General features: G+C 71.1%; 16 protein-coding genes. 7 read left to right on the forward strand and 9 right to left on the reverse strand.

The window, feature by feature from the left end; genetic code table 11:
* Positions 1-27 precede the first annotated feature (27 nt).
* From AB0F98_RS27585 to AB0F98_RS27595, 3 genes are all read left to right on the forward strand, one after another.
* Positions 28-777, forward strand: a complete 750-nt coding sequence (locus tag AB0F98_RS27585) for an SIS domain-containing protein (RefSeq protein WP_357741027.1) — start codon at positions 28-30, stop codon at positions 775-777.
* Positions 778-909: 132 nt separating this feature from the next.
* Positions 910-1,413, forward strand: a complete 504-nt coding sequence (locus AB0F98_RS27590) for a DUF6328 family protein (protein WP_357741030.1) — start codon at positions 910-912, stop codon at positions 1,411-1,413.
* Positions 1,414-1,642: 229 nt separating this feature from the next.
* A complete protein-coding gene (locus AB0F98_RS27595) occupies positions 1,643-3,577 on the forward strand; it encodes an acyl-CoA dehydrogenase family protein (protein ID WP_357741088.1) in 1,935 nt (644 codons plus the stop codon).
* A 136-nt stretch (positions 3,578-3,713) separates the two neighbouring features.
* Here the strand turns inward: AB0F98_RS27595 and AB0F98_RS27600 are convergent, their stop codons facing one another.
* Genes AB0F98_RS27600 through AB0F98_RS27635 form a run of 8 tightly spaced genes read right to left on the reverse strand, consistent with a single transcriptional unit; the run spans position 3,714 to position 8,207 of the window.
* Positions 3,714-3,881 carry a hypothetical protein gene (locus AB0F98_RS27600; protein ID WP_355147226.1) on the reverse strand — a complete coding sequence of 56 codons (168 nt, stop codon included), beginning with the start codon at positions 3,879-3,881 and terminating at the stop codon, positions 3,714-3,716.
* 9 nt (positions 3,882-3,890) lie between these two features.
* Positions 3,891-4,496, reverse strand: a complete 606-nt coding sequence (locus AB0F98_RS27605) for a hypothetical protein (protein WP_357741034.1) — start codon at positions 4,494-4,496, stop codon at positions 3,891-3,893.
* A 39-nt stretch (positions 4,497-4,535) separates the two neighbouring features.
* Positions 4,536-4,934, reverse strand: coding sequence for a transcriptional repressor (locus AB0F98_RS27610; RefSeq protein WP_357741037.1), 399 nt, complete (start codon positions 4,932-4,934; stop codon positions 4,536-4,538).
* Positions 4,935-4,962: 28 nt separating this feature from the next.
* Positions 4,963-5,262: a metalloregulator ArsR/SmtB family transcription factor gene (locus AB0F98_RS27615; RefSeq protein ID WP_357741040.1), complete on the reverse strand. Its 300-nt coding sequence runs from the start codon at positions 5,260-5,262 to the stop codon at positions 4,963-4,965.
* 43 nt (positions 5,263-5,305) lie between these two features.
* Entirely contained in the window at positions 5,306-6,178 is an 873-nt protein-coding gene (locus tag AB0F98_RS27620; protein ID WP_357741043.1) for a metal ABC transporter permease, read from the reverse strand.
* 2 nt (positions 6,179-6,180) lie between these two features.
* Positions 6,181-6,942, reverse strand: a complete 762-nt coding sequence (locus tag AB0F98_RS27625) for a metal ABC transporter ATP-binding protein (protein WP_357741046.1) — start codon at positions 6,940-6,942, stop codon at positions 6,181-6,183.
* Complete coding sequence (locus AB0F98_RS27630) at positions 6,939-7,895, reverse strand: metal ABC transporter substrate-binding protein (RefSeq protein WP_357741049.1); 957 nt, start codon at positions 7,893-7,895, stop codon at positions 6,939-6,941. Before AB0F98_RS27630 ends, AB0F98_RS27625 begins: the two co-directional genes overlap by 4 nt.
* 54 nt (positions 7,896-7,949) lie before the next feature.
* Positions 7,950-8,207: a DUF6703 family protein gene (locus AB0F98_RS27635; protein ID WP_076473332.1), complete on the reverse strand. Its 258-nt coding sequence runs from the start codon at positions 8,205-8,207 to the stop codon at positions 7,950-7,952.
* 27 nt (positions 8,208-8,234) lie between these two features.
* On the opposite strand from AB0F98_RS27635, the gene AB0F98_RS27640 reads away from it, so the two are divergent.
* From AB0F98_RS27640 to dusB, 4 genes are all read left to right on the forward strand, one after another.
* Positions 8,235-8,576 (forward strand): antibiotic biosynthesis monooxygenase family protein, encoded by a 342-nt coding sequence (locus AB0F98_RS27640; RefSeq protein WP_357741052.1) that lies wholly within the window; start codon positions 8,235-8,237, stop codon positions 8,574-8,576.
* Positions 8,577-8,600: 24 nt separating this feature from the next.
* Entirely contained in the window at positions 8,601-9,140 is a 540-nt protein-coding gene (locus AB0F98_RS27645; RefSeq protein ID WP_357741055.1) for a hypothetical protein, read from the forward strand.
* Between the two features lie 114 nt (positions 9,141-9,254).
* On the forward strand, positions 9,255-10,634 hold the full coding sequence (locus tag AB0F98_RS27650) for a glycine--tRNA ligase (protein WP_357741058.1): 1,380 nt from the start codon (positions 9,255-9,257) through the stop codon (positions 10,632-10,634).
* Between the two features lie 62 nt (positions 10,635-10,696).
* Positions 10,697-11,869: a tRNA dihydrouridine synthase DusB gene (gene dusB / locus AB0F98_RS27655; RefSeq protein WP_357741060.1), complete on the forward strand. Its 1,173-nt coding sequence runs from the start codon at positions 10,697-10,699 to the stop codon at positions 11,867-11,869.
* 90 nt (positions 11,870-11,959) lie between these two features.
* Here dusB and AB0F98_RS27660 read toward each other — a convergent pair.
* A partial coding sequence (locus AB0F98_RS27660; RefSeq protein ID WP_357741063.1) for a C39 family peptidase occupies positions 11,960-12,439 on the reverse strand: 480 nt, incomplete at its 5' end.

The raw sequence follows: 12,439 nt of genomic DNA on the forward strand, positions 1-12,439 counted from the left end.
AATCAGCACGGATGGGACGGAGGAACGATGACTCTGAGCGCCGAGGGCTACCTGGCGGTGGTGACCGAGACGATGAACCGGGTGGCCGGCAGCCAGCGGGAGGCGGTCGGTCGCGCGGCTGACCTGATCGCCGAGGCGGTACGCGCCGACGGGGTGGTGCACGCCTTCGGCACCGGGCACTCCGAGGCGCTCGCCATGGAGATCGCCGGTCGGGCCGGCGGGCTGGTGCCCACCAACCGGATCGCGTTGCGCGACCTGGTACTGCTCGGCGGTGCCCCGGCCGACGTGCTCGGCCCCACCCTGGAGCGGGATCCGACGGTCGCGCACCGCCTCTACGCGCTGGCCCCGGTAAGCCCGCAGGACGTCTTCGTGCTCGCCTCGAACTCGGGGGTCAACGGCGCGATGGTGGAGTTCGCGTCCGTCGTCAAGGAGAACGGTCACGCTCTGGTGGCGATCACCTCGGCGCAGCACTCCGGCCAGATGACGTCCCGCCACCCGTCCGGGCGCAAGCTCGCCGACTTCGCCGACGTGGTGCTCGACAACGGCGCCCCGTACGGCGACGCGACGCTGCCGCTGCCCGGCGGTGGCGCGGTCGGCGCGGTTTCGTCGATCACCGCCGCCCTGCTCGCGCAGCAGATCACGGTCGAGGTGGTGGCCCGCCTGCTCGCTGCGGGGCAGCAGCCCCCGGTCTACCTGTCCGCCAACATCGCCGGCGGCGACGAGCACAACCACGCGCTCGAGGCCCGGTACGCCGGTCGTATCCGCCGGGGCTCCTGACCCCGGCCGCCCGACCCGGCGTGGTTCCACCCGACCTCTTGTGAGCCCGTTTCGGATGACGGGCGATCGGGCACTGGCGCTACTGCCGGCGGCCGGCTCCGCCGGCGGTAGCGTCGGAGCAGGAGGTAGCGCGTGTCCAAGGAGACCGAGCGGCAGCGCTGGCAGCGCAACTTCGCCGACCTGCTCCAGGAGCTGCGGGTGGCGCAGACCGGCGTGCAGATCCTGTTCGCCTTCCTGCTGACTCTGCCGTTCAGCAACGGCTTCACGCGTACCACCGCTTTCCAGAAGGACGTCTACGTCGTCGCGCTGCTGGCCGCCGCGGCCGCCACGGCGCTGATCATCTCGCCGGTGGCGTTCCACCGGGCGCTCTTCCGCCAAGGACGCAAGCCGGAGCTGGTCCGGTTCGCCCATCGGATGGCCTCGTACGGGCTCGGCTTCATGCTGGTCTCGATGGTCAGTGCCGTGCTGCTGATCACCGACTTCGTCCTCGACCGTCCGTTCGCGTTCGTGATCAGCGGGTTGACCGGGCTCTGGTTTCTCGTGTTCTGGGGGCTGCTGCCGTTCGTCCGGCGCAACTGGGGTGAGGACGACATCGACGACGAGGACGACGACCCCCGTACGCTCACCGGCGACTGACCTCGGGACGCCGGCCGGAGGCGTACGGCTCGACCGGGTCCCATCGCCGAAACTCGATCTTTACGGAGAGCTACCTCTGGGTAACAACCGGGGGTAGCGTGGCGTTTGTCGAGCACGTTGACGCAGCGGACCGAGGTTCGAGGGGGCAGCCGTGACCACGACGCAGAACAGCCGACCCGAGCCGGACGCCTCCGGCGGCACTCCGGAGCCAACCGAGACCAGCGGCGGCATCGCCGCCCCGCTGCCGAGCGAGGCAGGGCACGTCTCCGAGAAAGAGGCCCGCCAGGTCGCCGAGGCGGCCCGTGAGTCCACCTGGGACCGCCCGAGCTTCGGCAAGTCGCTCTTCCTCGGCCGGTTCCGGCTCGACCTGATCAACCCCTGGCCGAGCTCCGACCCGGACGAGGACGCCCGCGCCGAGGAGTTCCTCGCCCGGCTCCGGGAGTACCTCGTGACCGAGGTGGACGGCGCCGCGATCGAGCGGGACGCGCGCATCCCCGACGAGGTGTTCCAGGGGCTCGGTCGCCTCGGCGCGTTCGGGATGAAGATCGACCGGGCGTACGGTGGGCTCGGACTGAGCAACCTCCAGTACTGCCGGGCGTTGATGCTCGCCGGTTCGGTCAGTCCGGCGATCGGCGCGTTGCTCTCCGCGCACCAGTCCATCGGCGTGCCGCAGCCGCTGAAGATGTTCGGTACGGCGGAGCAGAAGCAGCGCTTCCTGCCCCGGCTGGCCGCCGGTGAGGTCTCCGCGTTCCTGCTGACCGAGCCGGACGTCGGTTCCGACCCGGCCCGGCTGGCCACCACCGCCGAGCCGACCGAGGACGGCACCGGCTACCGGCTCAACGGTGTGAAGCTCTGGGCGACGAACGGCACCGTGGCCACCCTGCTCGTCGTGATGGCCCGGGTGCCGGCCGGCGAGGGGCGCCGCGGTGGGATCACCGCCTTCGTCGTGGACGGTGACGCCGACGGCATCACGGTGGAGCGACGCAACGGCTTCCTCGGACTGCGCGGGCTGGAGAACAGCGTCACGCGGTTCCACGACGTCTTCGTGCCGAAGGAGAACGTCATCGGGGGTGAGGGCAAGGGGCTGAAGATCGCGTTGACCACACTCAACACCGGCCGCCTGTCGCTGCCGGCCATGTGCGTGGGCGCCGGCAAGTGGTCGTTGAACGTGGCCCGGGAGTGGGCCGCCGATCGGGTGCAGTGGGGCCGGCCCGTCGGCACGCACGAGGCGGTCGCCCAGAAGCTCGCCTTCATGGCCGCGACGACGTACGGCATGGAGACCATGCTGGAGATCTGTTGCCGGCTCGCCGACGACGACCGCAACGACATCCGGATCGAGGCGGCGCTCGTCAAGCTCTACGCCAGCGAGATGGCCTGGCGGATCGCCGACGACCTGATCCAGGTCCGCGGCGGTCGCGGCTACGAGACGGCCGAGTCGCTGACCGCCCGGGGTGAGCGACCGGCCGCCGTCGAGCAGCTCCTGCGTGACGTACGGATCAACCGGATCTTCGAGGGTTCGACCGAGATCATGCATCTGCTGATCGCCCGGGAGGCGGTCGACGCGCACCTCTCGGTCGCCGGGGACATCATCGACCCGGACGCGGGCCTTGGTCGTAAGGCGAAGGCGGGGGCTCGGGCCGGGGCCTTCTACGCGAAGTGGCTGCCCACGCTCGCCGTCGGCCGCGGTCAGAGCCCCAGGGCGTACGCCGAGTTCGGGCCGCTCGCCGGTCACCTGCGGCAGGTGGAGCGCGTCTCGCGAAAGCTCGCCCGCTCGACGTTCTACGCGATGTCCCGCTGGCAGGGCCGGATGGAGCGCAAGCAGGCGTTCCTGGGACGGATCGTGGACATCGGCGCGGAGCTGTTCGCGATGGCGGCGGTCTGCGTCCGTGCGCACGCCGAGCGGGACGCCCGGCCGGAGAACCTCGAACTGGCCGACCTCTTCTGCCGGCAGGCCCGGGTACGGGTCGAGGCCCTCCTCTCGGCGCTCTGGGAGAACACGGACTCGGTCGACGTCGCGGCGGCGAAGCGGATCCTCGCCGGCCGCTACGCCGATTTGGAGTCCGGTGTGATCACCCCGTCCGACGAGCTGCCCTGGGTGGCCCGTTGGTCGCCCGGCCCGTCCACCGCGGCCGACGTCCGCCGTCGGATCCCACCGCCCCAGTGACCTGGAGCGACACCTGGCAGCGGACCTGCATCTCTGAATGAGCCTGATACCACAGAGGTATAAATATGCCGCTGAGGTATCAGGCTCCGGAAGAGACCTGCCCCCCCCAAGCCCCTCCACACCACCCCGGAGCGGGTCAGCGGGCGATGGCCCAGGCCAGGATCGCCGCGAGGATCAGCCCGTTGAGCGCCGCCAGGCCGAGGTAGGCCGCGGGCGGGATGCGACGGCCCTTACGGACCAGGCTGACCAGTACGGCGGCGTAGCCGAGCAGCAGAACGGCGATGACGACCAGGAAGTAGAACACCCGAAGACCTTAGCGGCCCGCCCGTAGGCCGAGCCTGCGCAGCTCCAGCGCGGCGAGCGCGTCGACGGTGGCGTCGTCGCCGCGGCGCCACGCCCCGGCCACGTCGGGTGCGATCCGGGTCAGCCGATCCAGCGGCTGGCCGGCCAGTGCGCGCAGCGCGAGCAGGTCGCGCCCCTCCGGCGCGGCGGCCAGCTTCGCGGCAGACCCGGCGCGGCGGACCCAGCGCACCCGCAGCGGCAGCCAGCCGACGAGCACCAGGCCGAGCGGGAAGATCAGCACGGCTACGGCGAGCGCGAGGGCCAACTGGTCGACGAGCTCCTGCTGGTCACGGCCGGCCTCGGCCAGCGCCCGGGCGGCACCGGCCGCGCGTTCGAACGGGGCGGTCAGCTCGTCGCCGACCAGCGGCACCCGGCCGACCTTGCCGCCGGCTTCGGCCAGGTTGTCGGCGAGCCCGCCGCCGGCGCCCTCCAACTTCTGACCGGGTACGGCGAGCTTCTGCACCAGATCGTGCAGCCAGAGCGCGCCGCGGATAGCGGCGTACACCCAGACGACGACGAGCAGGTCGGTGAGGACTTGTCGGGCGGCGGTCGGAAAACGATCGGCGTAGATCTTCACGCCGGACAGCGTGTCACGGCCGGCGGCCGGTTGGGGAGGTCAGCCGGCGCAGCCCTGGCAGGTGCCGAAGATCTCCATGGTGTGGCTCACGTCGACGTAGCCGTGCTGGGCGGCGACCCGTTCGGCCCAGCTCTCCACGGCGGGGCCCTCGACCTCGACGGTCCGCCCACAGGCCCGGCAGACCAGGTGGTGGTGGTGCCCCTCGCTGCACCGGCGGTAGAGGTGCTCGCCGCCCGGCGGGCGCATCACGTCGATCTCGCCGGCGTCGGCGAGCCCTTGCAGCGTCCGGTAGACCGTCGTGAGACCGACCCGCTCACCCCGCGTACGCAGCATCGCGTGCAGGTCCTGCGCGCTGTGGAATCCCTCGACCTCGGCCAGGAGGGCACTGACCGCGCTGCGCTGACGGGTGTTGCGCAGCGTTGCGCTGCTCTCGCTCACCACGTGACACCTCCGACCCGTCGCCGCCTCATGATCTCTCCCCGGCGTGGCTGACCGCGTCCGCCACGATGTGCGCGACGTGCTCGTCGACCAGGGAGTATGCGATCTCCCGACCCCGCCGGGAGCCACGCACCACACCGGCTCCCCGCAGCACCCGCAGGTGTTGGGAGACCAGTGGCTGCGTCACCCCCAGCTTCTCCACCAACTCGTGCACGCACCGCTCGCCGGAGGCGAGCTCGCTGACGATGGCCAACCGGACCGGGGCCGACAGCGCGCGCAACAGCTCGCTGGCACCTTCGAAGCCGTCGTAGCCCGATCCGCCGCTCACCCCGTAACGATAACCAGTTCCGCCGGGCTCGCGCCCGCCGCGGTCATCCCAGTACGACCTCGTGCGGCTCCGGGGCCGTCGGCGCCGCCGCCGCGGGCACCCGCCGGCGGCGCACCACCCGCCAGCCGGCTGCGGCCAGCGCGACCACGAGGAACGAGGCGATCGCCATCAGCACCACCGACGCGCCGGGTGCGGTGTCGGCGGTGGCCGCCACCCAGACGCCCGAGCCGGCGGCGAAGAGGCCGAGCGCCATCGCCGCCGTCATGGTGGTCCGGAAACCGCGGGTCACCTGTTGGGCGCTGGCCACCGGCACCACCATGAGCGCGCTGATCAGCAGTACGCCGACCGCCCGCATGGCGATCGTCACGGTGACCGCGGTGGTGATCGCGATCAGCATGTTCAGCGTCCGCACCGGCAGACCGGAGACCCTGGCGTACTCCTCGTCGTGGCTGACCGCGAAGAGCGCCGGGCGCAGCAGGAGCATGGCCACCAGGATCACCGCGCCGAGCACCACGATCGTGGTCAGGTCGGCCGGCGAGATGGTGGTCAGGGACCCGAAGAGGTACGCGTTGAGGTTCGCGCTGGGACTGTGTGAGAGCCCGACGAGCATCACGCCGCCGGCTATGCCGCCGTAGAAGAGCAGCGCCAGGGCGAGGTCACCGGAGGTGCGCCCACGCGAGCGGACCAGCTCGATGGCGATCGCGCCGAGGGTCGCCACGATCACCGCGACGAGCACCGGGGAGCGGTTGAGCAGCAGGCCGGCGCCGACCCCGGTCAGCGCCACGTGCCCGATCCCGTCGCCGATCAGCGCCAACCGGCGCTGCACCAGGTAGATCCCGAGCGCCGGGGCGGCGAGGCCGATGATCAGCGCTGCGATCAGGGCGCGCTGCATGTACGGGTACTGGAAGAGTTCCATGGTCAGATGCTCCAGAGCCGGGCCGGCTCGTCGGGACAGTGCGGGTGCACGTGGTCGTGGTCGGGCTCGGCGTGGTGACCGGCCGGATCCGGCACCGGGCCGTCGTGGCAGATGCCACCCTCGTGGACGACGATCGCCCGGCTGATCACCGGCCGCAGCGGGCCCAGCTCGTGCGCCACCAGCAGCACGGTTCCACCGTCGGCGACGAAGTCGCGCAGCGCCGCGGCGAACGCCTCCTGGCTGGCCGCGTCCACCCCGGCGGTCGGCTCGTCCAGCACCAGCAGTTCGGGACGGCCGGCGAGGGCCCGGGCGATCAGGGTGCGCTGCTGCTGCCCGCCGGAGAGGGTGGCGACGGCGTCGTTCGCCCGGTCGGCGAGCCCGACCGCGCGCAGCGCGCTGTCGACGGCGGCCCGGTCGGCGGCGCCGGGTGGGCGGAGGATGCCTCGCCGGGCGAGCCGGCCGGCGGCCACGACCTCCCGGACGGTGGCCGGTACGCCGCCGCCCGCGCCGAGCCGCTGCGGGACGTACCCGATCCGCTCCCACTGCCGGAAGCGGCGCAGCGGGCGGTCGAAGAGGCTGACCGACCCGGCGCTCAGCGGCACCAGCCCGAGTACGGACCGGATGAGGGTGGACTTGCCGGAGCCGTTGGCACCGAGCACGGCGACCACCTCACCGGCGGTGACGGTGAGCGAGACGTCGCGCAGCACGGCGCGGCCGTCGTAGCCGACGGCCGCGTGTGCGACGGTGATCACGGGTGGGTTCACGAGCAGCCCAGCGCCGTGCGCAGCGCTTGCAGGTTCGTACGCATGACTGAAAGGTAGTCCGACGAGCCGCTGTCGTCGGTGAGGCCCTCGATCGGGTCCAGCACGGCGGTCGTCGCGCCGACCTCCGCGGCGATGGTCTCGGCGATCTTCGGGCTGACCAGCGTCTCGAAGAAGATCGTGGTGGTCTTGTGGGCCCGCGCCTCCTCAGCCACCTCGGCGAGCCGCTGCGGAGAGGGCTCGCTCTCCGGGTTGAGGCCGGTGATGCCCACCTGCTCCAGCCCGTACTGCTTGGCCAGGTAGCCGAAGGCCGTGTGGCTCGTCACGATCTCCTGGCGCTCGCAGGTCTTCAGGCCGGTGGCGTACTCGGTGTCCAGCTTCGCCAGGTCGGCGTGGAGTTCCTTGGCGCGGGAGGTGAAGTCGGCGGCCCGGTCGGGGTCAGCCTTGCCCAGCCGATCGGCGAGTTGGTCGGCGACGGTGGCGAGACGGGTCGGGTCGAGCCAGAAGTGCGGGTCCTTGCCGCCGAGCGCCGCTTCCTCCTCCTCGGCCTCCTCGCCCTCGTGCTGGTGGCCGCCGGCGGTGGCGTCCATCAGCGGCTCGACAGTCGAGACGTCGAAGGACCGGTCGCCGGCGTTCTGCTGGACCGCCTCGTCCAGCGCCGGCTGGAAGCCCTTCAGGTAGACGACCAGCTCGGCCTGGCTGACCTCGCCGACCTGGCTCGGGGTGAGCTCCAGGTCGTGTGGCTCGGCTCCCGGCTTGACCAGGTTGGTGACCCGGACCGCGTCGCCGCCGATGCGCTCCGCGATGAACTGGAGCGGGTAGAACGCGGCGACCACGTCCACGCGCTGCGGGTCGGCGCCGGCCGGGCCGCCGGAGGAACAGGCGGCAGCGCCGCCGAGAGTGAGTAGGGCGGTGGTGGCGGCGGCCAGGGCGCGGACGGTGCGGCGGTTGTTCATGACGCCAACTGTCCGTCGTAACGATAATGATTGTCAAAAACGCATGAGTGCATGTCACAGCAGCTTGACCAGGGCCACCGCCACCAGCAGCGTCAGCATCAGCAGCCGCACCAGGCGCGTCTGCGGCGCCTGCACCGGCCAGGTGGTGGCCAGCAGCGCGACCAGGACCGCGGCGAGCGCCAGTAGCAGCACCCCGCCGATCACGCCGGGTGCGAAGAGGGCGACCAGCACCAGCGCCAGGGTGATCAGGAACACCGCCGTCGGGTTCACCCGGGCCAGCCGGCCCAGCACAGGGCTCTGCGTACGCTGCATCCCACAGACTCTACGAGGAGGACGCCGGTGCTGGTGACCAACCGGTTCGTGGTCGACGTCGATGTCGCCGACGAGTTCACCGAACGCGCGCACGCCGCCCTCACCGCGCTGGCCGCCCGCCCCGGCTACCTGCGCGGCCAACTGGTCCGGGCGCTCGACGACCCGGCGCACTGGTGCCTGGTCACCGAGTGGGAGTCCGTCGGGGCGTACCGGCGGGCGCTCGGCGGCTTCGAGGTCAAGGTCGCCGCTGTCCCGCTGCTCGCACAGTCGCTCGACGAGCCGTCCGCGTACGAGGCGCTCGCCACCGCCGCGCCCGGCGGGACGGTGGTGGTCAACGCCAGTGATCGTGCCGCTGGTCCTTACCGCTGAGCCTGCGGGCACTAGATTGCTCGTATGACCGCTCCCGGACCGGCAGCCCCACCGCCGCACCCCTCGCCGCCCGGGCCGCCCGGCGAACAACCTCCCGCTCCGCCGCCCGGTCCCGGGGTGTCGCCGCCGTTCGCCGCACCGCCCACCGAGGGACGTCGGGCCCGGCTCTGGCTGGGCCTCGGGGTCGGTGCGCTGGCCCTGCTGCTCTGCTGCGGCGGAGGCGGCAGCGCGGTGGTCGGTCTCGCGGTCAGTGGCGTGCAGGCGGTCCGTGAGCAGGGCCGCACGGTCTCCACCGACTACTATCAGGCGCTCGTCGACCAGAACTTCGGCCAGGCGTACGACCAGCTCTGCGACGACGCGCAGCGCCGCGAGTCGCGGCCGGACTTCGAGAGCCGGGTGGCCGCGGAGCCGCAGGTGACCGCGTACCGGGTCGGCGACGTCGACACCAACAACCTCACCGTGCCCGTCGACGTGATGCTCGAGGGTGGCCGGCGGGAGCGGCAACAGGTCATCCTTGGCCAGGACCCGCAGACCGGTGGCCTGGAGGTCTGCGGGATCAACTGAACCCGCCCCGGTATTCTGCTGGGCTCAGGGCGCTGCCGTCGCTAGCGTTGTCCCGAACTGCTCGTTCCGTCCCCATCACGTCCCCGCCGACCGCCAGCCGGCGTAGGAGGAAACATGCCAGTTGACCGTATCGACGCCGTCGTCAGCCTCGCCAAGCGCCGAGGCTTTGTCTTTCCCTCCAGCGAGATCTACGGAGGCACCCGGTCGGCGTGGGACTACGGTCCGCTCGGCGTGGAGCTCAAGGAGAACGTCCGCCGGCAGTGGTGGAAGACCATGGTCCAGGGCCGGGACGACGTCGTCGGCCTGGACTCGGCCGTGATCCTGGCCCGGAAGGTCTGGGAGGCCTCCGGTCACATCGCCGAGTTCGTCGACCCGCTCACCGAGTGCCAGTCCTGCCACAAGCGGTTCCGCGCCGACCACCTGGAGGAGGCGTACGCCGAGAAGCACGGCAAGCCGCTGACCTCCCTGGCCGAGCTGAACTGCCCCAACTGCGGCAACAAGGGCACCTTCACCGAGCCGAAGATGTTCAACGGCCTGATGAAGACCTACCTCGGCCCGGTGGAGAGCGACGAGGGTCTGCACTACCTGCGGCCGGAGACCGCCCAGGGCATCTTCGTCAACTACAACAACGTGGCGACCGCAGCGCGCAAGAAGCCGCCGTTCGGCATCGCGCAGACCGGCAAGTCGTTCCGCAACGAGATCACCCCGGGCAACTTCATCTTCCGTACGCGCGAGTTCGAGCAGATGGAGATGGAGTTCTTCGTCGAGCCGGGCACCGACGAGAAGTGGCACGAGTACTGGCTCCAGGAGCGCTGGAACTGGTACATCGACCTCGGCCTGTCGGAGGCGAACCTGCGCTTCTACGAGCACCCGAAGGAGAAGTTGTCGCACTACTCGAAGCGGACCGTCGACATCGAGTACCGCTTCCAGTTCGGTGGCACCGAGTTCGCGGAGCTGGAGGGCATCGCCAACCGGACCGACTTCGACCTCTCCACGCACAGCAAGCACTCCGGGGTCGACCTGTCCTACTTCGATCAGGCCAAGAACGAGCGCTGGATTCCGTACGTGATCGAGCCGGCCGCCGGCCTCACCCGGGCCGTGCTCGCCTTCCTGCTCGAGGCGTACGACGAGGACGAGGCGCCGAACACCAAGGGCGGCGTGGACAAGCGGACGGTGATGCGCTTCGACCCGCGGCTCGCGCCGGTGAAGGTCGCGGTGCTGCCGCTGTCCCGCAATGAGGCGCTCTCGCCGAAGGCCAAGGAGCTCGCCGCTACGCTGCGCAAGCGTTGGGTGGTGGAGTTCGACGACTCGCAAGCGATCGGCCGCCGTTACCGCCGGCAGGACGAGATCGGCACGCCGTTCTGCGTGACTGTCGACTTCGACACCCTGGACGACAACGCGGTGACCGTGCGCAACCGGGACACCATGGGGCAGGAGCGGGTCTCCCTCGACCAGGTCGAGCGCTACCTGATCGAGCGCCTGCCCGGCTGCTGAGCTGCGATGCGGGGCTCCGGCGGCGAGCGAGAGCGCCTGCCGGGGCCCCGTACACTTGTCGGGTGACCGCCCCGACCCTGCCCGCGCTGCGACCACTCACCCTCGGGCAGCATCAGGTGTGGCCGCCGGTGGTGCTCGCGCCGATGGCGGGCATCACCAATGTCGGATTCCGGCAGCTCTGCCGGGAGCAGGGCGGCGGCATCTACGTCTGCGAGATGATCACCACCGTCGCGCTGGTCGAACGGAACCCGAAGACGCTGCGGATGATCGCCTTCGGCGCTGACGAGCAGCCGCGCAGCCTCCAGCTCTACGGCACCGACCCGGAGACCACCGCGGCCGCCGTGCGGATCGTCGTCGAACGGGACCTGGCCGATCACATCGACCTGAACTTCGGCTGCCCGGTGCCCAAGGTGACCCGCAAGGGCGGCGGAGCGGCCCTGCCGTGGCGGCGCCGACTCTTCGCCCGGCTGGTCAAGGCGGCGGTGGACGCCGCGTCGCCCGCCGGGGTGCCGGTCACGGTCAAGATGCGCAAGGGCATCGACGACGACCATCTGACGTACGTCGAGGCGGGGCTCGCTGCCCAGGACGCTGGGGTGGCGGCGGTGGCGCTGCACGGGCGTACGGCCGCCCAGCGCTACTCGGGCACCGCCGACTGGGACGCCATCGCCACCCTCAAGCAAGCCTTGGACGTGCCGGTGCTCGGCAACGGTGACATCTGGGAGGCGGACGACGCACTCCGGATGGTCGCGTACACCGGCGTGGACGGGGTGGTGGTCGGCCGCGGCTGCCTGGGCCGGCCATGGCTCTTCGCCGACCTGGAGGCCGCGTTCAACGGCCGGCCCGAACGCCGGCTGCCCACCCTCGGCGAGGTGGCCACGACCATGCGCCGGCACGCGGAGCTACTGGTCGAGCAGTTCAGCGCCGGCGAGCGTGCCCCGGGCCGGGGCGAGCGGGACGGCTGCACCGACTTCCGCAAGCACGTCGCCTGGTACCTGAAGGGCTTCCCGATCGGCGGCGAGCTGCGTCGAGAGCTGGCGATGATCGAGAGCCTGTCCCAACTGGACGACCTGCTCGCCAAGCTCGACCCGACCGTGCCGTTCCCGGTGGAGACCCTGGGCCAGCCGCGCGGCCGCACCAACTCGCCGGGCAAGGTCTTCCTGCCCGACGGTTGGCTCGCGAGCCGGGACGACGACACCGTGCCGGAGGGCGCCGAACTCGCCGACTCCGGCGGCTGACCGACCGAGAAGTTGCCGGGCTCCGAAGCCGGAGACGGCGAAGGGCCGGCCCCCTTTGTGGGGGCCGGCCCTTTCGGTTGGTGCTGGGGGTCAGTTGGTGGAGTAGCCGCGGGTGGCGATCCAGTCGGCGAGGTGCTCGACGCTGATTTGGTAGGAGGCGGTGTTGGGGTCGGCGCTGTCGGCGATGGTGACGGTTTTGCCGCCGTCGTGGTAGCCGGTGACGCTGATGTAGTGGCCGCCTTCGTAGGAGTGGGTGTTGCCGTTGGTGTCGGTGCTGGTGCCGGCGATGTTGGCGACTACGGCGTGGCCGTCGTCGATGGTGCGGACGATGTCAGCCTGCAGGGTGTTGGTCTGCTTGTCGTCGGCGGTGGGGTTGGAGATTTCGACGCTGTGGTAGGCGTTCTTGCCGGTTTCCTTGTTCAGCACCGGGGTGATGTCGTTGATGGAGTTGGTGCCGTTCTCGGTGGTGCCCATTTCCTTGGCCATGGCGTCGACGTTGATGTCCTTGCCTTGGACGGAGAGGGCGTTGCGGGTGGCGGCGGGGCCGCAGTAGAAGAAGTTCGGCTGGGC

This window comes from Micromonospora sp. NPDC023737 (assembly GCF_040639715.1).
GTDB lineage: Bacteria > Actinomycetota > Actinomycetes > Mycobacteriales > Micromonosporaceae > Micromonospora.